This is a genomic window from Serratia fonticola (assembly GCF_001006005.1).
In the GTDB taxonomy this organism is placed as follows: domain Bacteria; phylum Pseudomonadota; class Gammaproteobacteria; order Enterobacterales; family Enterobacteriaceae; genus Chania; species Chania fonticola.
Window position 1 is genome coordinate 3,011,313 of sequence record NZ_CP011254.1, and the last position, 24,269, is coordinate 3,035,581.

At 54.9% G+C, this 24,269-nt stretch carries 17 protein-coding genes, 1 tRNA gene and 1 pseudogene; 13 read left to right on the forward strand and 6 right to left on the reverse strand.

The window, feature by feature from the left end; translation table 11 throughout:
- The first annotated feature begins 16 nt into the window (after nt 1–16).
- Both WN53_RS13335 and WN53_RS13340 read left to right on the forward strand, forming a co-directional pair.
- On the forward strand, nt 17–1,192 hold the full coding sequence (locus tag WN53_RS13335) for an MFS transporter (protein WP_024483605.1): 1,176 nt from the start codon (nt 17–19) through the stop codon (nt 1,190–1,192).
- A gap of 247 nt (nt 1,193–1,439) precedes the next feature.
- The gene (locus WN53_RS13340; protein ID WP_037411523.1) at nt 1,440–2,213 is read left to right on the forward strand and encodes an endonuclease/exonuclease/phosphatase family protein; all 774 of its coding nucleotides are present in this window, start codon (nt 1,440–1,442) and stop codon (nt 2,211–2,213) included.
- Between the two features lie 55 nt (nt 2,214–2,268).
- Here the strand turns inward: WN53_RS13340 and mltD are convergent, their stop codons facing one another.
- Nucleotides 2,269–3,642 carry a murein transglycosylase D gene (gene mltD, locus WN53_RS13345; RefSeq protein WP_037411525.1) on the reverse strand — a complete coding sequence of 458 codons (1,374 nt, stop codon included), beginning with the start codon at nt 3,640–3,642 and terminating at the stop codon, nt 2,269–2,271.
- 71 nt (nt 3,643–3,713) lie between these two features.
- Nucleotides 3,714–4,469, reverse strand: a complete 756-nt coding sequence (gloB, locus tag WN53_RS13350) for a hydroxyacylglutathione hydrolase (RefSeq protein ID WP_024483608.1) — start codon at nt 4,467–4,469, stop codon at nt 3,714–3,716.
- A gap of 44 nt (nt 4,470–4,513) precedes the next feature.
- Here gloB and WN53_RS13355 point away from each other — a divergent pair, with 44 nt between their 5' ends.
- The gene (locus WN53_RS13355; RefSeq protein WP_024483609.1) at nt 4,514–5,233 is read left to right on the forward strand and encodes a class I SAM-dependent methyltransferase; all 720 of its coding nucleotides are present in this window, start codon (nt 4,514–4,516) and stop codon (nt 5,231–5,233) included.
- Here the strand turns inward: WN53_RS13355 and rnhA are convergent.
- Nucleotides 5,230–5,816 (reverse strand): annotated as a pseudogene (rnhA, locus tag WN53_RS13360) (ribonuclease HI). The gene WN53_RS13355 and the pseudogene rnhA overlap by 4 nt on opposite strands.
- Here rnhA and dnaQ point away from each other — a divergent pair.
- From dnaQ to WN53_RS13375, 3 genes are all read left to right on the forward strand, one after another.
- Nucleotides 5,770–6,516 (forward strand): DNA polymerase III subunit epsilon, encoded by a 747-nt coding sequence (gene dnaQ, locus WN53_RS13365; RefSeq protein WP_024483610.1) that lies wholly within the window; start codon nt 5,770–5,772, stop codon nt 6,514–6,516. The pseudogene rnhA and the gene dnaQ overlap by 47 nt on opposite strands.
- A gap of 154 nt (nt 6,517–6,670) precedes the next feature.
- Nucleotides 6,671–6,747 (forward strand) — tRNA-Asp (locus tag WN53_RS13370).
- Between the two features lie 314 nt (nt 6,748–7,061).
- Nucleotides 7,062–8,384 (forward strand): condensation domain-containing protein, encoded by a 1,323-nt coding sequence (locus tag WN53_RS13375; protein ID WP_024483611.1) that lies wholly within the window; start codon nt 7,062–7,064, stop codon nt 8,382–8,384.
- Nucleotides 8,385–8,427: 43 nt separating this feature from the next.
- Here the strand turns inward: WN53_RS13375 and WN53_RS13380 are convergent, their stop codons facing one another.
- A complete protein-coding gene (locus tag WN53_RS13380; RefSeq protein WP_024483612.1) occupies nt 8,428–12,783 on the reverse strand; it encodes an amino acid adenylation domain-containing protein in 4,356 nt (1,451 codons plus the stop codon).
- 188 nt (nt 12,784–12,971) lie between these two features.
- On the opposite strand from WN53_RS13380, the gene fepB reads away from it, so the two are divergent.
- From fepB to speD, 7 genes are all read left to right on the forward strand, one after another.
- On the forward strand, nt 12,972–13,940 hold the full coding sequence (gene fepB, locus WN53_RS13385; RefSeq protein WP_024483613.1) for a Fe2+-enterobactin ABC transporter substrate-binding protein: 969 nt from the start codon (nt 12,972–12,974) through the stop codon (nt 13,938–13,940).
- A gap of 1 nt (nt 13,941) precedes the next feature.
- Complete coding sequence (locus WN53_RS13390) at nt 13,942–14,937, forward strand: FecCD family ABC transporter permease (RefSeq protein WP_080660665.1); 996 nt, start codon at nt 13,942–13,944, stop codon at nt 14,935–14,937.
- Nucleotides 14,934–15,926 (forward strand): FecCD family ABC transporter permease, encoded by a 993-nt coding sequence (locus WN53_RS13395; RefSeq protein ID WP_024483615.1) that lies wholly within the window; start codon nt 14,934–14,936, stop codon nt 15,924–15,926. The genes WN53_RS13390 and WN53_RS13395 overlap by 4 nt, the downstream gene beginning before the upstream one ends.
- Before the next feature lie 351 nt (nt 15,927–16,277).
- On the forward strand, nt 16,278–18,299 hold the full coding sequence (locus WN53_RS13400) for a TonB-dependent receptor (RefSeq protein ID WP_390901002.1): 2,022 nt from the start codon (nt 16,278–16,280) through the stop codon (nt 18,297–18,299).
- A 52-nt stretch (nt 18,300–18,351) separates the two neighbouring features.
- Nucleotides 18,352–20,580 (forward strand): condensation domain-containing protein, encoded by a 2,229-nt coding sequence (locus tag WN53_RS13405; RefSeq protein WP_024483617.1) that lies wholly within the window; start codon nt 18,352–18,354, stop codon nt 20,578–20,580.
- A complete protein-coding gene (locus tag WN53_RS13410; RefSeq protein ID WP_024483618.1) occupies nt 20,577–21,716 on the forward strand; it encodes a YncE family protein in 1,140 nt (379 codons plus the stop codon). Before WN53_RS13405 ends, WN53_RS13410 begins: the two co-directional genes overlap by 4 nt.
- 36 nt (nt 21,717–21,752) lie before the next feature.
- Nucleotides 21,753–22,526 (forward strand): adenosylmethionine decarboxylase, encoded by a 774-nt coding sequence (gene speD / locus WN53_RS13415; protein WP_037411530.1) that lies wholly within the window; start codon nt 21,753–21,755, stop codon nt 22,524–22,526.
- Between the two features lie 61 nt (nt 22,527–22,587).
- Here speD and WN53_RS13420 read toward each other — a convergent pair whose 3' ends face one another.
- Both WN53_RS13420 and WN53_RS13425 read right to left on the reverse strand, forming a co-directional pair.
- Nucleotides 22,588–23,130, reverse strand: coding sequence for a fimbrial protein (locus WN53_RS13420; protein WP_024483619.1), 543 nt, complete (start codon nt 23,128–23,130; stop codon nt 22,588–22,590).
- Between the two features lie 13 nt (nt 23,131–23,143).
- On the reverse strand, nt 23,144–24,262 hold the full coding sequence (locus WN53_RS13425) for a fimbrial protein (RefSeq protein WP_158645281.1): 1,119 nt from the start codon (nt 24,260–24,262) through the stop codon (nt 23,144–23,146).
- Nucleotides 24,263–24,269 lie beyond the last annotated feature (7 nt).

The window sequence follows — 24,269 nt, forward strand, 5'->3', positions numbered from 1 at the left end:
TATTTTGGAGTTAGCAATGCCTCTCGCTTTACTTGCCTTGACCATCAGTGCCTATGCCATCGGCACCACGGAGTTTGTGATTGTCGGATTGATCCCGACCATCGCCGAGCAGTTGAACGTCACTGTGCCCTCCGCAGGGCTGCTGGTGACCCTTTACGCCATTGGGGTGGCGATCGGCGCGCCGGTACTGACCGCTTTAACCGGCCGAGTGCCGCGCAAGATGCTGCTGGTGGGCCTGATGGTGCTGTTCACCCTTGGCAACCTGCTGGCCTGGCAGTCACCGAGCTATGAGTCACTGGTGGTTGCTCGTTTACTGACTGGCCTGGCGCACGGGGTGTTTTTCTCGGTGGGTTCGACGATTGCCACTAGCCTGGTAGCCAAAGAGAAGGCGGCAACGGCCATCGCCATCATGTTTGGTGGCTTGACCGTTGCGCTGGTGACCGGCGTGCCGTTAGGCACCTTTATCGGCCAGCACTTCGGCTGGCGTGAGACCTTCCTGGCGGTGTCGTTGATTGGCATGGTGGCGATTATTGCCAGCCTGATCCTGATCCCGAATAACATCAAGAACCAGGCCAGAGCCAGCATCCGCGATCAGCTGCAAGTGCTAACTCACCCGCGCCTGCTGCTGATTTACGCTGTTACCGCACTGGGCTACGGCGGGGTATTTACGACCTTCACCTTCCTGGCGCCGATGATGCAGGAGCTGGCTGGCTTTTCGGCTCCGGCCGTCAGTTGGATTTTGCTGGCCTATGGCATAGCGGTAGCCATCGGTAACATTTGGGGCGGCAAGCTGGCCGACCGTCATGGCGCGGTACGGGCATTGAGCTTTATCTTTGCCGCATTAGCCGCCTTGCTGTTGGTGTTTCAGTTTACAGCAAGCCACAGCATCGCCGCGTTGCTGACGGTGGTGGTGATGGGGATATTTGCCTTTGGCAATGTCCCGGGCTTGCAGGTTTATGTGGTGCAGAAGGCCGAGCAGTACACACCGAACGCGGTGGACGTTGCTTCTGGCCTGAATATCGCGGCTTTTAACGTGGGGATCGCACTGGGCTCCGTGATTGGCGGACAGACCGTGGCCTCACTAGGGTTGGCGCAAACGCCTTGGATCGGGGCGCTGATTGTGGTGGGGGCATTGTTACTGATTGGTCTCAGTGGCCGCTTGGATAAACAATACCCACGGCAGTTCGCCTGATCCCATCTTGCACTCTTCTTGGCCCGCATTGGTGGGCCTTTTCGCATTCAGCGCGAACCTTTACAGACACATACACGGCATTGATTGAAATCGGCCCGCCTTGCCCCTATAACTGGATCTCTAAAAGCCATGTTGGCAGAGCCGCTCAGGCGTATACTCAATTTAGTCTTGGTAGCCATGTTGCTATCAACGTGATCTTCATCCGAACGGGAAATAGGCGAATAACGTGCCGAAACGAACTTATGCAATGAGGTATGTTGCGGGCCAGCCAGTTGAACGGATTTTCCCTGGTGCCATCAATCAGCCGCTACCGCCCGGGGCCGCCTTACCTACGTCTGGCGCGCTGCGGGTGATGGTATGGAATATTTTCAAACAGCAGCGTGCCGATTGGCTTTCGGTATTGAAAGACTTCGGTAAAGATGCGCAGCTGGTGCTATTGCAGGAGGCGCAGACCACGCCGGAATTGGTCAGCTTTGCCACTTCTAACTATCTGGCTGCCGATCAGGTGCCCGCCTTTGTGTTGCCGCAACACCCTTCTGGTGTGATGACGCTGGCGGCGGCACATCCGGTGTATTGTTGCCCGCTGCGCGAACGGGAGCCGCTGCTGCGTTTGGCCAAGTCGGCGTTGATCACCGTCTACCCTTTATTAGATGGTCAGCTGTTGATGGTCGTGAATATCCACGCGGTGAACTTTAGCCTGGGAGTGGATGTTTACAGCAAACAGCTTGGCCCGATTGGTGAGCAGATAGCCCTCCATCGGGGTCCGGTGATCATGGCGGGGGATTTTAACGCCTGGAGCCGCAAGCGTATCAACGCGCTGTATCAATTTGCCAGCGATATGGCGTTGCACGAGGTCAACTTCGCCGACGATCATCGCCGTAAAGCCTTTGGCCGCCCGTTGGATTTTATCTTTTACCGCAACCTGGGCGTTACAGAGGCCTCGGTGCTGGTGACTCAGGCCTCAGACCACAATCCGCTGCTGGTGGAGTTCCATTCGCAAACCGATAAACCGGTCTGGTAGCGAAATTTGGCCAATAAAAAAGCATCCCGAGGGATGCTTTTTTTGTGGCGAAAACTTAGGTTTCCGGCGACGATTTGTTGCTGACAAACAGCGTCAGCTTCACACCAGGTTGCAAACTGCTGGCTTTGCCGATCGTTGAGTTCCAACGCATCACGTCGTTAATTTCGACGCCGTGACGACGTGCAATGCTGGATAGCGAATCACCTTTACGCACTTGGTAGGTGATGCTGCTGTTATCTCTGGCATTGCTGGCCACTTGCAGGGTTTGCCCAACTTTCAGCGTGCTCTTGCCACGCAAATTGTTCCAACTCTGCAAATCGCTGGTCTTAACGTTCAACCGTTTGGCGATGGTGGATAACGTATCGCCGGAGCGAACCTTATACGCACTTCCGCCTGACAGGCCGCTGTTCTTCGCCAACTGGGTGGTTGGTAATGTTGCAGCTATCTGTCCGTCGGCCAACGAGTCTTTCAACTGTGCGGCATTCTTTTTGGGAACCATGATGTAATGGGGCCCATTAGGTGCCGTAACGCCTTTCTTGTAGCCAGGGTTATAAGCCTTCATCTTGGTGAGAGAAAGCCCAGACATCTCTGCCGCCTGAGTCAGCTGGATCTGCTGACCGACATCAATACGCGCCAGTGCACGGGTTTCGTCAGTTTTTGGCAACTTGACGCCGTACTTTTTGCTGTGCTTGATGATATCGCTCAGTGCCAGCATTTTCGGGACATAGATTGACGTTTCACGCGGAAGCGACAATGCCCAGAACTCGGTGGACTTACCCTTACGTTTATTCGCCTTAACCGCCTGCATGACTCGGCCTTCACCACTGTTATACGCGGCGATGGTCAATAACCAGTCACCGTCAAACATGCGGTTCAAACGCTCCATCATGTTAAGCGCAGCAGTCGTCGAGGCCACAACATCACGGCGCCCGTCATACCACTGATTGTTTTTCAAACCATAATTGCGACCCGTTTGCGGCACGATCTGCCATAGCCCTGCGGCATTGGCACTTGACGTGGCGTGAGGGTCAAAAGCGCTCTCCACTATGGGTAGCAGTACCAGTTCCATCGGCATATTGCGTTTCTTAATCTGCCCGACTATCCAGTACATGTACGGCTCTGCCCGTAGTGTTACATCGTGGAGATAGCTCTTACTTTTTAAATATTTTCTTTTTTGTTCACGGATCCGGTCGTTTTCCGGAACCTCCATCTTCAGCTCGTCGCTAATGAAGTTCCACAGGTTCTGCTGAGCGGCGCTATTGTTACTGTCTAGCCACCGTGCCGAACTCGCTGTGTACTCTCCTGCTTCACTTTCTTGACCTGCCGAAGACAGACTCTGTGCATGTTGCTTTGGCGCCGGTACATCCTGCCAGGATGACTGGCAACCAACCAACAAGACCGAGGCGAGAAGTATCGCTTTAGCCTTCATGTGTGTGTCAATATAGTTGCTTAAAAGACGAGCAAGGATACTTTGCTTCGCCAAAAAACACAACTAAAAGCTTAGAAGGCATCCTTGCGCAGGCGTAATTCGGAAAAAACCGAATGAAGCTGACTCGGCGGCGAATTAAAGCCTATTTCCTTTTGTAAATCAGTGTCATGGCAGCGTAAAAATAGATTAATTTTACGCTCTAATTGCAACGTTGTGGGCAGGCTGGGTACTCCTTTTGCCCTTGATTGCTCAATTTGTTGCTGATATGTTTCAATCTGGCGGTCTTGCGGTAAAATTGTCCTGGCAAACTTAAGGTTTGAGAGCGTGTACTCGTGTGCGCAACAAATTAGGGTTTCGTCGGGAAGTTGCGCGAGCCGTTGAAATGAGTGGTACATTTGCTCTGCCGTCCCTTCAAAAAGCCGTCCGCAGCCCGCAGAAAAAAGCGTATCTCCACAGAAAAGATAAGGTGCACTGTAGAATGCCACGTGACCCAGGGTATGCCCTGGAACCGCGATGGTGGTGTAGCTACGCCCGCCAATTTCCAGGATATCGCCATCCTGAACCAACCGATTTGCTCCCTTATTAGCGGTTTCCTGAGGGCCATACACCGGCAGATCCGGATATTGCGCAACGATTTCCGCAACGCCGCCGACGTGGTCGTGGTGGTGATGGGTCAATAATATGGCATCGGGGGTCAGTTGCCGCTGGGACAACGCCGCCAATACCGGACCAGCTTCGCCGGGATCGACGATCACACAGCGCCCTTGCTGGTTAGCCAATAACCAAATGTAATTGTCCTGAAAAGCGGGAATGCTGATAAGATTCATGGAACACCTCTCGTTGGCAACGGCTTGAAAGAAGATACTAAACCATGAAACCAGCCCAGACTCTACAAAAGCTCACTAGCCCCTACTCCTGGGCCGGGTTGCCGTGGGGCGAATACTATCGTGAGGCGTTAGAGCAGCAGTTGCAGCCCTGGTGGCCCAAGATGTTTGGTTTCCATCTGTTGAAGATCGGTAATCTCAGCACTGAGTTGGCTAGCGAAAAGTGCGCTATCTCGCATCAGGTTAACGTGGGATTGGCCGGGGATAACCTGCATGTGCAGGCCGATCCTTATCAGTTGCCCTTTGCGGCCAAGTCCGTCGATGCCTGCTTATTGGCCCATACGCTCTCTTATGCCGATGACCCACACCGTTTGCTGCGTGAGGTCGATCGCGTCATGATTGACGATGGCTGGCTGGTGATCAGCAGTTTCAACCCTTTTAGCCTGCTAGGCCTGGGGAAGCTGATCCCCCGGTTGCGCAAACGCCAGCCTTACGTCAGCCGGATGTTTACCCAGATGCGTTTGCTGGACTGGCTCAGTCTGCTCAATTATGAGGTGTTGGATCAGACGCGCTTCCACGTGTTGCCTTGGCAGCGCAAAGGAGGGACTTTCTTGAGTACGCATTTACCGGCGCTTGGCTGTATGAGCGTGATTGTAGCCCGCAAGCGAACCTTGCCGCTGACGCCAACGCCGATGAAAGTGGGGGCGAGAAAACACTCTCTCAGCCGCGCAGTGGGCGCGACCAAGAGTTATCGCAAACTGCCTTAAGCTTCGGGTTTGTAGCCAACGTCGTCCTGCGTCGGGCTGCCAGCTGCATCGCGTGCCAGCACGTCGCAACGTTCGTTTTCCGGGTGCCCGGCATGGCCTTTGACCCATTCCCAACGGATGGTGTGGCGGGCAATCGCCAGATCCAGGCGCTGCCAAAGATCGACGTTCTTCACCGGTTTTTTGTCGGCAGTTTTCCAGCCGCGTTTTTTCCAGTTGTGGATCCAACTGGTGATCCCCTGGCGTACGTATTGGCTATCGGTGCTCAGCACCACTTCGCAGGGGGTGGTCAAGGCTTCGAGCGCCACAATGGCGGCCATCAGCTCCATGCGGTTATTGGTCGTCAGGTAATAACCCGCGCTGAACAGTTTCTCGTGCTGTTTATAACGCAAAATTGCGCCGTAACCGCCGGGGCCTGGATTACCAAGGCAAGAGCCGTCGGTGAAAATTTCTACCTGTTTAAGCATCTCTGGTAGACTCTTCCTATCAGTTTTATAAAAACCAAGTCTGACATAAACCAGCGCCATGAGCACAGCATTATGATCTCTACACCAACCAGACAGATCGTTCTCGATACCGAAACCACCGGTATGAACAAGCTAGGGGTTCACTACGAAGGTCACCGTATCATTGAGATCGGGGCCGTTGAGGTGATCAACCGTCGCCTGACCGGGCGCCATTTCCACGTTTACGTCAAGCCGGATCGGCTGGTGGATCCGGAAGCCTACGGCGTACACGGTATCAGCGATGAGTTCCTGGCGGATAAGCCTACTTTCGATCAGATCGCCGCTGAATTTATCGACTTTATCCGTGGTGGCGAGTTAGTCATTCATAACGCAGCGTTCGATATCGGCTTTATGGATCACGAGTTCCGCATGTTGCAGCGAGATATCCCGAAGACGGATACTTTCTGCACCATCACCGACAGCCTGTTGATGGCGCGCCGCCTGTTCCCAGGCAAGCGTAACAACCTCGATGCGCTGTGCAACCGCTATGAGATAGACAACACCAAGCGAACGCTGCACGGCGCTTTGCTCGATGCCGAGATCCTGGCGGAAGTCTATCTGGCGATGACCGGTGGCCAGACCTCGATGGCTTTCCAGATGGAAGGGGACACCCAGCAGACGGATTCAGCGCAGGATATACAACGCATCCAACGCCCGGCTACGGCGATGAAAGTGATCTATGCCAGTGACGCAGAATTGCAGGCTCACGAATCACGTCTGGATCTGGTGCAAAAGAAGGGCGGTAGCTGTCTGTGGCGTGGTGGCGCAGCAGCCGAATAACAGCCTGTCATGATAGAAATGACGCTTAAGTGGCATAATCAACGCGTGTTCGTTGAAAAACTGTGCAAACGACTCTTTTTATAAGAAAAGACGTTGACGGAATGGCGAGGCAACCGTAATATTCGGCTCGTTCCCCCGCAAGAGGGAACGTTGCGGAGCGGTAGTTCAGTTGGTTAGAATACCTGCCTGTCACGCAGGGGGTCGCGGGTTCGAGCCCCGTCCGTTCCGCCAACATTCAGAAGCCCTGAGTTAGCAATAACTCAGGGCTTCGTCTTTTCTATTGTGCCGTCTTCACACCTTCCTCCCCCCGTTGGCTTTTGCTGAAAAAACCGCAAAGATATTTCATTTTTTATTGATAATGATTACTATTTCCATTAATGGGTGGGCTACTCATCCTGTCAGATTGAGCAAACACTTCTTTTTATTTTCAGTGCTGAGCATGTCGTGAGCTACACATCGTTCTCTGGGATGAAGCAGGGCGTTCACCGGGTGGTGAATAAAACGTCGCTGTTTCACAACACTGAAAAACTGAAAAGGGATGGAACATGTTGGAAACTGTTCAGTCAGTCCGTTGGTTGCCGCTGACACCGGCACAGTTTGATTTTTGGGAGGAGTTTAGCTTTCACCCGCATCAGCCCGTATCTACCGTCGCCCACCGCATTACGCTACGCGGCGAGATTGATGAACCGGGGCTGTTAGCGGCGTTGGAGCAGGTTGTTGCTGAAACCGATGTTTTTACCATCCAGTTTCAACTGCCTGACAATGACGATCTACCGCTACAGCGCTGCAATCCCCAACTACGTCCTCGGGTACGCCTGATTGAGTTACAACAGACCGACGTTGCCGAGTCGATGATGCAGGTCGACATCGAGCGTCAGCTCAATTTACTGAGTCAGCCGCTGGCGGTCGTCTGGTTGATCCGCTTTTCGCCTACGCATTACACCGTTTATATCCGGGCACATCACATTATTATTGATGGTTTCGGCATGGCGCTGATCGAACATCGTCTCGCTGAGCTTTATCGTGCCCGTCTGCAAAAAACCACCGCTAGCCAACCTTTCCACGCGTTTTATGATTTTCTTGCTGAAGAGCAGCACTATGCCAGTAGCGAAAAATCGCGGCAGGACGCCGAGTATTGGCGCCGGTATGTTACCGATGCGCCTTCGCTCCCGGTTCTGCAGAAGGGAGGGGAGGACTACGGTGCGGAGTGTCTACACAGCGAAGCGGTACTACCTGAACATTTTAGCCAGCAGTTGAGCGCCTTTTCCGAGCGCTGCGGTACAGGCTGGCCGGATTTGCTACTGGCACTTTCTGCTGCCTGGCTGACGTTTCGGCTTTATGAGGAGAACAAGGCTGAGGTACAGCCAATCTGGGTGCCCGTCATGAATCGCCGTGGCATGGTGGCCGCCAGCGTCCCGGCGTTGGCGGTGAATATTCTGCCGCTGTTTGTTCAGGTCGAACCACAGGAGAAGGTGGTGGACTACGTCAAACGCACCGCGAAAACGTTGCGCGACCTGCGTGCTCACGGGCGTTATCGCATTGAGACCTTGGCCGCCGATCAAGGATTGGGAAAAGGAACGCGTTACTTTTTCTCACCGTTGATCAACGTACTTCCCTTCGATCCTCCGCTGTTTGCAGGCTGTGAAGCAGAGCGTGAAGTCATGGCGAGCGGCCCAGGGGATGGTTTTAACATTACCTGGCGTGGCCGAACGGATGCTAGCGAACTGCATATCGATATCGACGCCGATCCTGCAATGTATGCTTCCCTGAACGTCGAGGAGATGTTCACACATCTGCACAGCTTCCTGAGTAGGGCGATGATGCCCGAAGCGGGGCAGCAGCCGGTTTACCAACTGCTGAACCAGTAAGATCTTCCGCCAACGGGCTGGCTCGCTGGCGGAGATTGACTTTTTATTGCAGCAGAGAGCAAACCTCTTCGGCGTTTTTGCACTTAATCAAGGCCGCTGCTGGCAGTGAAACGCCGAGTTCCACGCTGATCCTCTCCCTCAGCGCTGGCATATGGCTGAGTTTCAGCCCCATGGCAAGAAACGGGGTCTGCGAATACCATTCAGGCCGCAGCGGCTGACCCATCACGGCACAATAGATTGCCAGCACCGTTTGCTGGGGTGTCGCCGGGGAGGCGAGCGTTGCCGAATGAGATTGCTCCAGTTCGCTACGCAGCGCATGGCGATCGACTTTGCCATTTGCCGAGAGGGGAAAGCGGGTTTGCACAATGAAGCGGCCAGGGATGTGAGTACAGGGCAAATAGCGCTGCGCGAAGATGCGTAGCTCCGACATGTTCGGCGGGACTTTATTAGCTACCAGATAGACCGCACCCAGCGATTTTTCTGGCGTATCGTCCACCGCGTAATCGAGCACCACAATATCCTCGATGGCTGGATGCTGGCGCAACGCCTCCTCGATTTCCGGCAGTGAAACCCGTACGCCGCGAATTTTAACGTAGCCATTAATGCGGTTGGCAAACATGATGGCGCCGTCAGGCCGGTAATAGCCAATGTCCCCGGTACGGAACGTTCGCTCGCTAATGCCATCTGGAGTCAGCACGTCAACAAAGTCGTGCTGCACCAACGCCCCATTTTCCAGATAGCCACAGGCCAGATTGGCCCCTGCAGTGTGGATGCGTCCAGCGACGCCGCAAGGGCAATGTTCACCGCTGTCATGACAGATAAAATACTGAGTACCCGCCAGCGGCTTACCATAGGGAATTTGCTCCGTATCGCTAGCGGTGATCTCGTGCCAGATGCTCCAGATCGTCGTTTCCGTCGGGCCGCCGAGTGAAATCAGCCGCAAATGGGGATGCCTAGAACGCAGTAACCGGATGGTGGCGGGCTTAATGTAATCGCCGCCCTGGGCTACTAGCCGCAGGGAGGAGAGTTGGTCTGGCGTTGCGCAGTCCAGCAGCATTTCCAGGATCGCTGGCACAGAGCACCACAGTGTGATCCGGTGTTGTGCCACCAGGCGGCCCCAACTGATGGCGTCTTTTTCCTCATGCCTGGCTGGCAGCACCAGCGTTGCGCCCACGCTGAGTGAGGCAAACACATCAAACACTGACATATCGTGGTGCAGCGGCGTCACCGAGATAAAGACATCTCGTTCGGTGATCTGCCAGTGAGCGAGGGTTTGCCCAAGCACGTTGGCCGTTGCCCGGTTATTCAGCACGACGCATTTCGGTTTGCCCGTGGTACCGGAGGTATAGAGATAATAGGCGGGTTGGGTGCTGTCGCTTTGAGCGTCAAACCGAGGTGGGTGGACGTTGGCGGATTTGAGCGCATCAGGCGTGACTGAGCCTGGGATTGCGGCGTCTTCATCGCATATCACCAGCTTGGGTTGGCAATTTTCCAGTAAATACGCCGTTCGTTCTGTAGGAGAATTAATATCTATCGGCACCCGGATAATGCCTAACAGGGAGCAGGCTAGCGAGATAGCGATATGCTCCAGGCTGCGTGGAAGATAAATTGCTACCACGCTCCCCGGCCCCAGCTGGCGTGCGAGCAGTCCGTTGGCCATGCTGGCGACGAGCTCACCCAGCGCCTGCCAGCGTAATTGTTGTTCGCCGCAGATCACGGCCACCCCATCACGAGTATTGGAAAACAGATTTTTTGCGATGCGGCCCAGAAAATCGTTGCTCACGGCGGCGCTGGCGGGAGTGTTAGCCTGGTAATGCGGATAATTCATCGTTTCGCGGACGGGGATATCCAGCGAACCTTGAGAGACTATATGCAGCATGCGCTGGTGGATTGCATTCAGCATGGCGCTGACCTGTTCGGGCGCGAGAGCCTGCTCAACATAGTCGGCAATCATCAGTAAATTGCGCTGTTCATCGTACATTAGGCGAATATCCAGCGCGACCTGCGGCGTTTGGGTCAGACCGCTTTCGGCACGGATTGGCGCGTTGGCCGGTAGCGTTTCCCAGCTCAGGCAGTTGGTCAGGATCACCGGCAGCGCGGGGGCACGCGCGGTTCGTGGTGACAGTTGGCGAGCCAGAACCACACCTGACCAGGCAAGGTTTTGCAATCCGCCAAGAATGTCTTCCTGCAGACGTTGGGCACTGTCGACTAACGGCTGGTGATGACGGACGTAGTGAATGGCAATAAACGTCGAACGATTGGTGGGTTGCCCCTCTTTGGCTGGGAAGGCAACGGGAATGCCTACCGTGAGCGCTTCATCCTCCGACCAGAGCGCCAACGTGTCGAGCACGATAGCCGACAGAGTGGTGTTGGCAAACAGTCCCCGAGATGTGCCAAGGCGGGTGAGTTGCTTCAGATGGCTGGCATCCAGAATTTGTTGTTCACGCCGCCAGCGGGGTTGTACGATCTCGCCCAAAGGTTGCTGCCAGGGAAGCCGGGAAGGGGTAACCACCTGCGCCAGTTTGTCTTGCCACCAGGTTTTTGCCCGTTCCCGCTCTTTTTCATCTGCTTCGTTCGGTGCAGCGTCATGTTCAAGTGCTGCAAGCGGCTGTTCATCAAATAGCCGGGCGATGATATGCGAGATCCCTTGGCCGTCGAGGATCAGCGCATCAAAGCTGGTGAAAATCTGGTACTCCGTTGCGCCAGGCAAGGTAATCAGAATGATCCGCCAGGGGGGCGACGACGGATCGTGGCGGATCTGTTGGTAATGCTGCCGCAGCTGTTGCACTTTCTTAGCCGCCTCTGCTTCACTGGCATCGCGCAGGTCGATCTCTTCCAGCTGAGGATCCAGCTCAGGCAGAATGTGCTGCTGTTGTGTTTCCTCCTCGATCCAGGTGCGTAATGCGGCGAAGTGATTAACCAACTCTGCCAGCCGACGGCGGAAGTGCGCAGGATCGATGAGCCCCCTAAAGGTCCTGAAATCGTGCATGGCAACGCCACCGAGCGGCCATTGCTCGCTGCTTCCCAGCAGATAAGCCTGCTGGAGAGCCGTTAATGGTTTCCCCATTCGCTCCTCCTTTTGCCGTAATGCCGCTGGTGGTGTCAACCAGCCCGAAACGCTGTCATCAATGTGTTGCGGAGCCGCGGCCAGGCGTTCGACGAGCGTGTGAAAACGTGTAAAGAGCTGATGCAGTTGGCCGGGGGGAAACGCATCTTCACGCACATCCCAGTTGATCAGAATTCCATCGCCAATCCAGGCTACCTGCGCGTCCAACGCGACCTGCGGCCCCTGAGAGATGACCCACGCCAGTTCACCCAATTGCCCGCCGACCCGCTCGGAGAACAGCACGCCACCGGAGATACCGAACCCGGCGGTAAAGACGATGGGGGAGTATTGCAGCTGGCCCTTCAGGCGCGAAAGGTCGCGCATCACGCTCACCCCGGAATAGCCGCCGTGGCCAAGGATTTCGTGCAACTGCGTCATGGTGCGTTGGCAATAATGCAGCAGCGTTTCATCGGGGCGCAGCTCGGCGCTGAACAACAACAGATCGGAAAAATCACCGACGATGTCGTCACCGCCCGCAATATTGGGAGCGCGGAAAAAGGTCGGTACGTTGATACGCAACGCGGACTGCCTGAAACCTTCCATCATTGTCAGGCTGAACAATGCAAGGAAAAGCGAGCTTAACGTCAGATGGTGATGACGCGCGCAGTGCTGCAAGGCATGGCTGATTTGGGGATTAAGCTGGATTGCCATTCTGCGGGTTTGACACTGCCTGTCCGTATAGGGAATGGCGGGAGCAGGGGGAATATCCGCTAAACGTTGCCGCCACCAGGCGCGGTCTCGTTCTCTGGCGCTAAGCAGCAGCGGATCGTGGGTACGCTGCGCCAGATAGCTAAACCAGGCGACCTCTATTACTGGGGTGCACTGCGGCGGTGGTTGTTGGTAGAAGCGGGCGAGATCTTCCACCACGATACGAAAGGAGAGGGCATCCGCGGCGATCATATCCAGATCGATATGCAGCCGGCTGGCCTGCCCTGGCAATATCGTCAGGCTGATTTCGCAAGGGTAGCCTTGATCGCGCAGCAACTGCTGGTTCTCCATGCGCCGCCGCTTGCCAGCCAGTAATCGTTGTACTTCGTCTGGTGGGTAATGACAAAAATCATCGATACCCAGTGGCGGATGACTGGCAACTACATGCTGTAGCCCCTCTGCGGTGACATGAAGACGCAGCATTGGGTGCGTGCGATAGAGTGCGTCCACAGCCTGCCGAAAGCGGGGGATATCGGTGATGGTGCCATCGAATTCTGCGTACAAATGCGCGGCAACACCGCCTAATGCCTGCGCAGAGTGCCTGCCTACCCATGAAGCTGCCTGCATTGGAGTCAATGATTTCATCGCTTATCGTTCCTGATTGGCCAACGGAAGCCGCCTAAATATATAACAGAGCTTAATGCGAATGAAAATTATTCTTTTTTATGTTGTTGGCGATACATTGAGCAGGGTAAGGTTATGCGAGACACATAAGTTCACTCCGTGGCCACTGAGATGGCACCTCGGGGTTATGCACAGGGAGCAAGCAGAAGATGAGGTTGTTACCGGGTAAACGTCGTCATCCCGCATTGGGGTTTTTATTATTACTGACCTTGCTGATGGGCAGCGGCCATGGCTTTGCGCAAGGTTGGCCCAGGGCGTTTCACAACGCGGATGGCTCCGTCACTCAAATCCCGGCCCCTCCGGGCCGTATTCTCTCTACCTCCGTCAGCGTCACCGGAACGCTACTGGCGATCGATGCTCCGGTTGTCGCCAGCGCGACGGCGGTAAACGGCCAGTTCTTTGGGCAATGGGTCAAGGTGGCCGAGCAGCGTCACATCGCTAAAGCCTGGCCCGCGGGCAGTGTCGATCTCGAACTGGCCTATGCCACGGCTCCCGATTTGATCGTCGTCTCAATCAATGGCGCAGACTCATCGCGCGCCTATTTGGCTGAGCTACGGGCTATTGCACCGGTCATTATCGTGAATTATGGCAACCAGACCTGGCAAGCTCTGGCCCGTGAGCTGGGAGCCGCACTGGGGCTTGAGGCGCAGGTTGAACGGCGGATCGGCGGTTTTGACGCGCTGCTGACCAACGCCCGCCAGCAAATCCATCTGCCTGACGGACAAGCCAATATTATCAATTTTAACGGCCCGGGAACGGTCAATCCCGTGGCGACACCGGCCAGTGTGCACGCCCGTTTACTTGAGTCGTTAGGGTTTTCGATCGAAGCGCCAAACCCGGCCTGGCAGAGCAATCTCACCCGCTCCGGTGACTTTATCTGGGCTGAATATGAGAATCTGACGCAGTTAACGGCGGGCACCACGTTTCTGTTGAGCGCAGGCGACGTCAGGATAAACGAATTTCTGCATGACCCGCTGCTTCAGCGCTTGCCTTCGGTACAACAACACCGGGTTTACAGCCTCGGCGCACATGCATTCCGGGTGGATTACTACAGCGCCAGTGAGATGGTGGCAGACATTGTCCGCCATTTTGCCGGTAGCCCAACGCAGGAGCGGTGAAATGTGTGCTTGGCGACAGACTGGCCTGGTCTCTGGGCTGGTTTTACTGCTGGTTCTCAGTTGCTTTAGCCTCTATTTCGGTGCTCGCCCCATTCCGCCTGCGGTGATTTGGCAGGCGATCACGCAGTTTGATCCGCACAATAGTGAGCATTTACTGGTCTGCTATCTACGGCTGCCGCGCACCTTATTGGCGGTGGTGGTTGGAGCGGCACTTGGCGCGGCTGGCGTCATCATGCAGACGCTCACCCGTAATCCTCTGGCGGATCCCGGCCTGCTCGGTGTGAATGCCGGTGCCACGTTGGCGATCGTCCTGTCGATCGCGCTGTTTGATGTGACGAATGTCTTTAGCACTATGTGGTTTGGCGTGGCCGGTGCGGCGATAGTCAGCGTTGCGGTGTTGCTGGTGGGCGGCATTGATGGCAATAACCCGGTAAGGATTGTGCTGGCCGGGGCTGCGCTGACCATTGTGCTGCTTAGCCTGACTCAGCTCGTCATCATCAACAGTGAACCAGAAGCGTTCGATCGTTTCCGGCACTGGGTGATTGGATCGTTACAGGGAAGAGGGTTCGACGTACTGCTCCCGGTTGCCATGCTGGTGGGCGTGGGGCTGTTGCTGGCGCTGGCCAGCAGCAAAATGCTGGATATTGCGGCACTCGGCTCGGATGCCGGCCAGGCGCTCGGCGTTAATCCGCGCTGGCTGGTGGTCATGTCCGCGCTGATTATCGTGATACTGGCGGGGGCAGCCACGGCGGCGGCTGGGCCAATCGTTTTTGTTGGCCTGACCGCACCGCATTTTGCCCGTGCCGTTGCCGGATTACAGCATCGAGCGCTATTGCCCTGGGCCATGCTGTTTTCCGCCATGCTGGTGCTGTTGGCCGATATTCTGGGGCGCATCGTTGGCTATCCCGGTGAAGTCAGCGTTGGCGTCATGGTGGCGCTGATCGGTGGCCCCTGCTTCGTGCTGCTGGTGAAGCGTTGGCAGGGGGAGCGGGTATGAGCGTCAACCGGACGGTGCTGGTATGTCTGGCTTTGGCCTCTTTGTTGCTGGTTGCTGCCGCTTTCGCTCTGACGGTGGGGCGCTTTACGTTGCCAGTATCGAGCGTGCTGCAAGCCATCGCAGGGCAAGGAAATCCCATGGCGCAGCAAATTGTCAGGGCGATCCGCCTGCCGCGTGTATTGACGGCGGTTTTAGTAGGGTGCGCCTTGGGCATCTCCGGGGCGATTTTTCAGTCCGTATCGCGCAATGCGCTCGGATCGCCAGACGTCATTGGCTTCACCACCGGTGCGGCAACTGGTGCGATTGTGCAGATTGTCCTGTTCAACGGTAACACCGTGGCGATCGTGCTGTCGGCCATGGCCGGGGGGTTGGCGACGTCGTTGCTGGTCTACTGGCTAGCCCATCATCACGGCGTGGTGAAGGGATACCGCCTGATCTTGATGGGCATTGGTGTCGGTGCGGTCCTCAGTGCCCTCAATGGTTTGCTGCTGGTTAAAGGCGATATTGATAACGCCGTGATGGCCACTTTATGGCTGGCGGGAACCACACAGGGGCGAAACTGGCTGCACGTTATCCCGGTGGCCGCCAGCATCGCGTTGTTATTGCCGGTGGTGCTGATATGTGCCAGAGGGTTGAACATCATGACCATGGGGGATGAGGTAGCCCACCAGTTGGGTGTCCGTGTCGATCTCACCCGCAAGATTATGACGTTTTGCGGCGTGATTTTGGCTGCGGTGGCAACCAGCGCGGCGGGGCCGATTGCCTTTATCGCGCTTATGGCACCACAGCTGGCAATACGCCTGACACGCAATTCAAACCTGCCGGTGGTCAGTGCGGGTCTGGTGGGCGGCTGCCTGTTGTTAGGGGCCGATATGGTCGCCCAGATACAGCCATCAGGGCTGATGATGCCGGTAGGATTAATGACGGGGATGATAGGTGGCGGGTACTTGCTGGCTCTGTTACTGCGTGGTGGCTGTCGCCAAGGCTAAGGGAGGGGTGTCGCAAATATGATCAAATTGATTTGCATTCAAGATTGTAAATGATTATCGTTTGTGATTATTGACTTGCTTGTCTCTTGGTCGATGTACCTCGGGAAACTCTAAATAATAGCTGTGCCTAATTTTGGATGTTGCGGTAATAAACGCAGTTATTAAGTGGATGACTAATAATAAGGTCGTAAAGACCAGCTACTAAGCAGTGTGTTCTTTGTCGCTCAGTTGAAAAACTAAAAATTTAGTGTGCATTTGGCAAAGGAGAGATCAATGAGCGAATTAAAGGGTGATAAAAAACGCCCGGTTTCATTATGTACCAGGCACCAGCGTATTTCTGAAAAATATCATATGCCCTCCGTTATACTGGGGTTATGTGTCTTCGCCGCAGCGGATGCCATTGCTGCCGATGATGCCCCAATACGTAATGAGAATAACGAGCCTGATACCATTATTGTTACCGGGGAGAAAGTAAGACGTACTATTTACGATACCGGATCCAGTATTGAGGTGTTTGACGATGCGCGGATCGATTCACTGCCCGGTGCAACGCAGGTATCCGATTTATTAAAAATGACGGCCAACGTCCTGGATACGGGCATTGGTAACGATATTCCAACCATTCGCGGCATTGATGGCTCAGGGCCCGCCACGGGTGCCAACGCCTTCCTCAGCGGTACCCGGCCGCGTATGAACCTCTCGCTTGATGGGCGTTCTTTAACCTACAACGAACTGGCCGTCGGGCCGCAATCCCTGTGGGATATGCAACGGGTCGAAGTCTACCGAGGGCCGCAGAACTACATTCAGGGGCGTAATGCGATTGCCGGTGCGGTGGTTATGAGCAGCAAGGACCCGACGTTTGACTGGACCTCGGCGGTCAGGGCCGGGGGCGGAAATCAGGATTCTACCCAGGCTTCTGCCATGTTATCGGGGCCGATTGTTGAGGACCAATTGGCATTTCGCCTGAGTGCCGACCGCCAGCGGCGGGAGAGTTTTGTCGATCTGATCTCCTACGAACCGGTGGGTAATCCGCGCGAAATCGAAGTGACCAACATCCGTGGGAAGCTGTTGTTTAACCCGGCCGGGCTACGCGATCTCACCACTAAACTTTCGATAAATCATTATGAAAGCCAGGCTCCGCAGAATGAAGCACTAAGCCCGGCCAACCACGCCAGCTCCCGTTTTGACCGGCGTCGCCCAGTCGTTGAGACCCAATCCACCAGTGGCATTTGGGATATTGCCTGGGAACCGTCGGAGCAGTTAAGCGTCCAGAACAAGTTTATTTATACCGATTTTAGTAACCATCGCCGTACCGCAGAAGCGCTACCGTGGGCCGACATTGAAGGGAAAGAGTTCCAAATGGAGCCGCTGGTGCTTTTCGGCACACCAAACGATCGCTGGCGTGGCCTGGCTGGTGCGCGTTACTTCCATGCGTCGCAGGATGAGTTCGTGAACCTGTTCCCTGGCGGTAGCCCGTTCAAGGATAAAACAGATACCTACGCTGCTTTTGGCGAATTGACCTGGGCCGTGTTGCCACATATCGATATTACCGCCGCCAGCCGGGTGGAAAGAGAGCACCGTCAACGTAAGGGCGGCAAGGCGCGCAAGGTCGATTTTGATCAAACCTGGGATGTGTTCCTGCCCAAGCTGGATGTCGCGTGGAAGCCTTCATCGCGGCAAACCTTTGGTGCCAAGGTGGCTCGCGGCTATAACGGCGGTGGCGCTGGGATGACGTTTTCCGCCCCTTTGATCAACTATACCTACGATCCTGAATATGTCTGGAACTATGAGCTGTATAGCCGCCATGGCATTGAAGATCTTAATCTCGAGGTGATCACCAACCTGTTTTATAACGACTATAAAGACATGCAACTGCCGTATTATCTGGATTCCAATATGAACTCAATGATGATCCGCAATGCAGATAAGGTCGAAACCTATGGCGCTGAACTTGGGGCTATCTGGAAACCGACGGGGAATTTTGAGCTGAATAGCTCAGTAGGGTTATTAAAAACCAAAATCAAGAAATTCTCCGACAGCAGAATTGATGGCCATGAATTACCACGCGCTCCGGCAGTCACCGCCAATATGGGGGCGAAATATAATCTTATGCCAGGGTTGGAGTTAAGCGGTAATGTGACGCTTTCCGATACCTATTATTCCCAGTACGACAACGATCAACGCGGGAAAATCCCTTCCAGAGTGATTGCCAATATGCAGTTGGCTTACACCTTCAAGCAGGGGCGCGTCAGCGTGTTTGCACAAAACCTGTTTGATTCTGATAAACGCGTCATGGTGATGAATAACGACGTTTCTACCGCGGTTATTCAGCGGCCACGCCTGGTGGGTGCCGTCGTCCAACTGGATTTCTAAGGCCATCTATCGCCAATGAAAGGCGCAGCAGGTTTTTGCCTGGGAGGGAAATGTGAACACTAGTTTTAGCGAGTTCAGCGGTGAAGAAGAAGCCGCCAGCGAGTTTGAGCAGCAGGCCTGGTTCGAACATCAGCAACAGCTACATGGGGAAGGCCAACAGGTGTTGGCCTGGCAGTTAACCGGTGCCGTGGATTATGGCCGCTTGGTCAACGCACTCGAACAAGCCCAACGGCAGTGGCCAGGTATGAACGCCCGTTACGTTTATGGTGAGCGCGGGCTGATGCGCAGTGACAATTCATGTTCACCGCCTGCGGTGACCATCCAGACGATCCGCCATCCCCAGGAAGCTATTGACGCCCTGTTAAGCGCCAAAGCGATACCTTTTGACCTGGAGCAGTCTCCGCCGCTGCGCTTTATGCTGTTTTCCGGTGACAGAGACGGCATTCTGGGGATGGTGGTGCATCGTATTCTGTCAGCATCGCTGGATTGGCGAGATATACCGCACAAGGTCAGCGCACTGTATCAGCAGCAAGTTCCCCCGCACTTCTCTGAGCCATTCATTATGGAGCTCTTGCCGCAGCCGGATTGTGCCGCTCGGCAGAGCTCGGTTGAGGTCTTTGCGCAGGCAGTGGCTTCCCCTGTCACACCGGGATCTGATGCGGCGATACGGCAACATATCCTGCAAGCCTTCCGCGAGGCGCTCGCCGTGCCCACGATGGGGGAACATGACGATTTCTTCGATTTCGGCGGGCACTCGCTGATTGCCACACGCATTATTGGCCGCTTGAAGAGCCAGCAGCATCTTGAGATCAATATCAACGATCTCTTCAGCTATCCCAGTGCGGCTCAACTGGCGCGCTATGCCTACATCGCTAATAACGTGGCCGCTTCGCCGGGTAAGCAAGCGGAGAGTTTGGCATCGCTAAGCCCGCAGGCTCCTTTATCGCTGGCGCAACAGTCATTGTGGAAAATCTATCAGGCGCTAGGCTGCGGCGAAGCCTTCAATATTCCCTTTGCGCTGCGCTTTCTCGACCCGATTGATGAAGGGCTGTTCTTCCAGGCTTTCCAGGATATTTTGCTGCGTCATCCGGCTCTGCGCACCCTGTTTGTCGACATTTCCGGCGAGGTTTTTCAGCAGATCGTTCCGCCGGAGATGCTCTCTCAGTACGAATGGTTCTGGCATTCGCAGTCTCAGGATATGCCGCTGGAACAGGCGCTACAGCGCGCAGCCAGCCACCACTTTGAGCTCGATGATGAGTTACCGGTACGCATCACCTTCCTGCGGGATGAGGAAAATGGCCAACAGGTGGTTTCGCTACTGTTCCACCATATTGTGCTGGACGAGTGGTCGGTGAATATCCTGATGGATGAATTGGCCCAGGCGATGGCAAGCCGTTCCGCCGGATCGGCACCGGAGTGTCAGCAGACACCCCCGCCGTTCCACGCGTTCGCAATCCAACAGCAACAGGCCGGGGTTAACGATCGACATCTGCGGTTCTGGCTGGAACGTTTGCACCCAGCGCCGTCTTCGGCGTCGATTTTCGCCAGCGAAGTGCAACAGGCCGATGCGGCTTCTCACTCTGGCAACTGGGTTGAGTTCAAGCTGGAGCAGGCTGTTTCCACTGGGCTTTACCGCCTGGCGAAACAGCAGGGCGCCTCACTGTTTAACGTGGTATACAGCGGAATTGCTGCGGCGCTCCATCTGCTGGGTGGTGCGAAAGATCTGGTCATTGGCACCTCGGCCTCTGGGCGTAACGACGCGCAATTTTTCGATACCATCGGTTACTTCACCACCGTTGTCGCCCATCGGATCGGTTTTACTGATGACACCACGCTGAACGCGCTGATCGATGACGTGAAACGGCAGATAAATGATTCACTGCCTTTTAGCGACATCCCGATCGATCTGGTCGAAGAGGGGCTGTTTGGCGATCGCGCGTCACACGACAGCCATATGTTTGAGGTCTTCATTCAGCTTCATGCCAAAAATAAGCTTAACGGGGCGTTTAGCTTGGCCGATGGTCAGCAGATCCGCTTTCGCCAGATCGATCCCGAGAAAACGGAATCGGTGCTGGGGTTGCAGTTTGAGGTGATGGAAGAGCAAATCGACGGTGAGCCTTCGGTGCGCGTCATGCTGAGCTATCGCACCGATCGCTATTCATGCGAGCAGGTACAGCAGATCGTCCAAACAACACGTCAGGTGTTTGCCGTTATGGCCGATTCCGTTGGTCAACCGGCGCTACGGCTTGATGCATTACGCCATAAAAGGAGTGTGTTATGAAGCAGGAGCCGTTGACCGATATTCAGCGCATCTATCCGGCCAAAACCTTGGTAGAGCTGGTTTACAGCGCCTCACAGCAGGCGCTGTTTGTCAGCTCTCCCGATTGGGAGGATGAGGGGCAATCCCGTGTACTGCGGATAAATCCGCAAACCCTGGCCGTTGAGGAGGAGATATCGTTACAGGTCAAAGGGTTTGGCGTGGCGCTGGACGATCACCGTGGGCATCTTTATCTCTCACAGGGATTTAACGGCACCGTCGCCGTAGTGGATATTGCCGCCAATCGGCCGATCGCCACCATTGCGCTGATGCAGGAGATTGCTTTCAAGCAACTGTACCAACGGGAGGGGATTGTCGGCGAGCGTCAGGCTTTTTTATTACGGGAATTGGAGCGCTTTGGCGTGAGCGAAGGCTTCCCATGGAAGCTGCGGGAGCTGGTTTTCGATCCCCGTAGTGAGCGTCTGTTCTTGCCGGGGCTGGGGCTGGGTATCGATAGCGTGCTGTTTGTGGTGGATACCCGCAAGCGTCAGCTAGAGAAGATTATTCACGGTTTCGGTTATAACGTGGTGGGGATCACGCTGGATGAAGCGGGGCGCCGCGTCTTCGTATCTAACATGCAGGGCCAACTGTTTGTGGTGGATCCAGACAGCTTGGCGGTTGTTTCCCAATGGGAGATCGAAGTCGATCAGCTGCTTAATATGGTCTATGACCCACAGCAAAACCGGATCTTCGGTGTCGATCAGGGCATTGACCGCAGTGATTGGCGTAACAATCATCTGGAACGTGAATATGTTGCCCGTAGCGCGGGCCATCAGGTCTTCGCTCTGAACGCCGACAATGGCGACGTTATTGCACGTATGGCAACGGATGAAGTGCCGATCGGCCTGGCATGGGATAGCGAGCGGCAAAGGCTGTACGTCGCCAATCGCAAAGGAATTCGCGTGGATATTGGCGAAGGCACGCTAACGGTATTTGATACAGCCCGCTATTGCCTGCTGCAGACCATACCTATGGCTCCGCATCCCAACAGCCTGGCGTTTGGTGAGGATAAGCAGTGCCTGTTTATCACCGTCAAAAATGATGAAACCATGATTAAGGTCGGGCTGCCGGAATGCGTTGCCCGTATGCAATTGCGGTAGTGGCCGCAGGTGAAGGAATAAGGGAGGTGAAGTCAATTGCCAAGGCTTAAGCTGCATGGATTCAATAATCTGACCAAGAGTCTGAGTTTTTGTATCTACGATATTTGTTACGCCGAGACGGTAGCTGAGCGCGACGGCTATATCGCCTATATAGACGAGCAATATAATGCCAACCGTCTGGCCGAGATCCTGGTTGAAACCTGTTCGCTGATTGGGGCCAACGTGCTGAGCGTTTCCCGCCAGGACTATGAGCCTCAAGGTGCCAGCGTGACTATTCTCGCCAGTGAGGAGCCGATAAGCCCAAATGGCGTCAAACCTCTCCAGCCAGAGTCCGTCGTGGCGCATTTGGACAAAAGTCATATCTGCGTTCATACCTACCCGGAAAGTCACCCTGGGTGTGGGGTTTGCACCTTTCGTGCCGATATCGACGTCTCGACCTGCGGGGTGATTTCACCGCTGAAAGCCCTCAACTACCTGATCCAGCAGTTGGAGTCAGATATTGTGACGGTCGATTACCTGGTCAGAGGTTTTACCCGGGATGTGCATGGGGTGAAGCATTACATCGATCATGAGATCAATTCGATCCAAAACTTCATTTCGCCAGAGATAAAGTCGCTATACCAGATGGTGGATGTAAACGTTTATCAGGAAAATATCTTCCATACCAAGATGTTGCTAAAAGCGTTCGATTTGCATGATTACCTGTTCAGCACCAGGTTACACACCCTCAGCGAGGCCCGGCAACTGGAGATCAGCAAGCTGTTGTGTAAAGAGATGCAGGAGATTTGCTCTGGACGAAATATGCCGTAGGTGGGGTGATGCCTGCTACCGGACAAGCGCAGGCATCAATTTGCTCGGAGCACTGAAGAAATCAGTCATAGCTGATATTAAACAGTACCGCACTCTTCACTTTTCCGGGGGTTACGCGCCCGGTTGCATAATACTCGTAGCCGATATCACATTGGCTGTGGTTATCGACAATAACGGCACAGCCAACGCGTGGGGCAGTGCGTAAATCCAGCGGCTTGTCATTCATCAGAAGCCGGATTTCGACGTTTTCGGCCTCGCCGATCAGCGTATTGACCAGGTTGCCGGTATCCGCATTGACCGTCGGCCCATTTCCCAGCGTAATATAGGGCGTGTAACCGTTGGTACAATGTACCCCGCCGATATGGATGCTGCCTAGCGAACGGCCATGAGTCATACCGGCTGTGCGTAGGCTCCCCACAGAGACCTGCGGCATCATCCAGTCGTAGTCCTTGTGTTCTTGCCCCTCGACGCTGTCAAAATAACAGGTCGCGAGCTTAATGGAGCCAGTGACGTTCAGTATGCCAGTCGAGGCGGCTGCAACGCTGTTACCGCAGCAAATCAGCACCAGCAGAGACAGTATTCTCTGCGTATTCGTTATCTTCATTCTCCACTCCCGGTTATTGGTAAGTGATCATAAACTCTATTTGGGCATCAGCCCTGCCCGCCCGGATAGGGGTTGAGGTTTGAACATAAGTCGCCTTGACGCCCAGGCTGTAATCGCTGCCGCGGTCTTCAAGGAAGGTAATGTAATTTGCCAGATTGATGCTCTGGTTGAATTTGGCCCATTGGTAGTTGCCGTTTTCCTGCCTGAAACTCAGTTGGACACCTACCCCTGAGGCTGCGTCACCGGCGGTGGTATTCAGTTTCGAGATCCCGCGTTCGGCATCAATAAATCCGTTACGCGGTGTCAGCTTGAGGCTGATAACGTTGGGCTTGAACACGCCGTAAGAGGTTGAACCGTAGAAGGCAGGGCAACCCGACAGAACAATCTGGGCCTCGGCGCTGCCTGCCGTGCTGCCGATACCGTTGAACTCATCAGGATAGTGCTCCCCGAGCGGCAGGTAATAATTGTTGCCAACGTTACAGGTCGCCGGGATCGCCGTCAGGTTGCCCACTATCCTCGCTTGTTGATAGACAAAACTTTCACCATTGCCGTCGAATGAGGTTTTGAACCTGGGGAGATCGCTACTGCTAATAGTTCCGCTGCCGATGTTGGCGGCGATTTTAATCATTGCAATATTAAAACTGACTGCGGCATCGTCCTGACCGGTAAAGTTGAAAACGCTTTCGCTGCTGGGTGAAAAGAAGGCAGTAAGCCTACCTGGGAGCTGTAGATGGGAGCCGCTGTTACCATCGGGGGTACCTTGCCACAGGGCTACCCCGACGCCAGAAATATTGGTATTGAACACGGTGGGAAACGTCGCGTCACGGTAACTGGATTGGCCATGGGGGGCGCTGATTACGGCGTTAACCAGATCATAAACCCCCGCACGGCACAGCAGACTGGCACCGTTGCCATTGGTCTGGATACGTTGGGAATAGATGACACTGCCGATGGGAAGGTCCTCTCCCACGGTAACATAGCCGCCGATGGTCAATCGGGTATCAAGCGGAGCTTTGACTGCGGAGGAGCTATCCCAATCACAACCCGCACTTGCTGCGAGCGCATTCTGCGCATACAGGCCGCCGCAGAGCATCAGTGATATCGCCGTTGCTGAGGCGAATAGTCTTTTCATGTCGTTT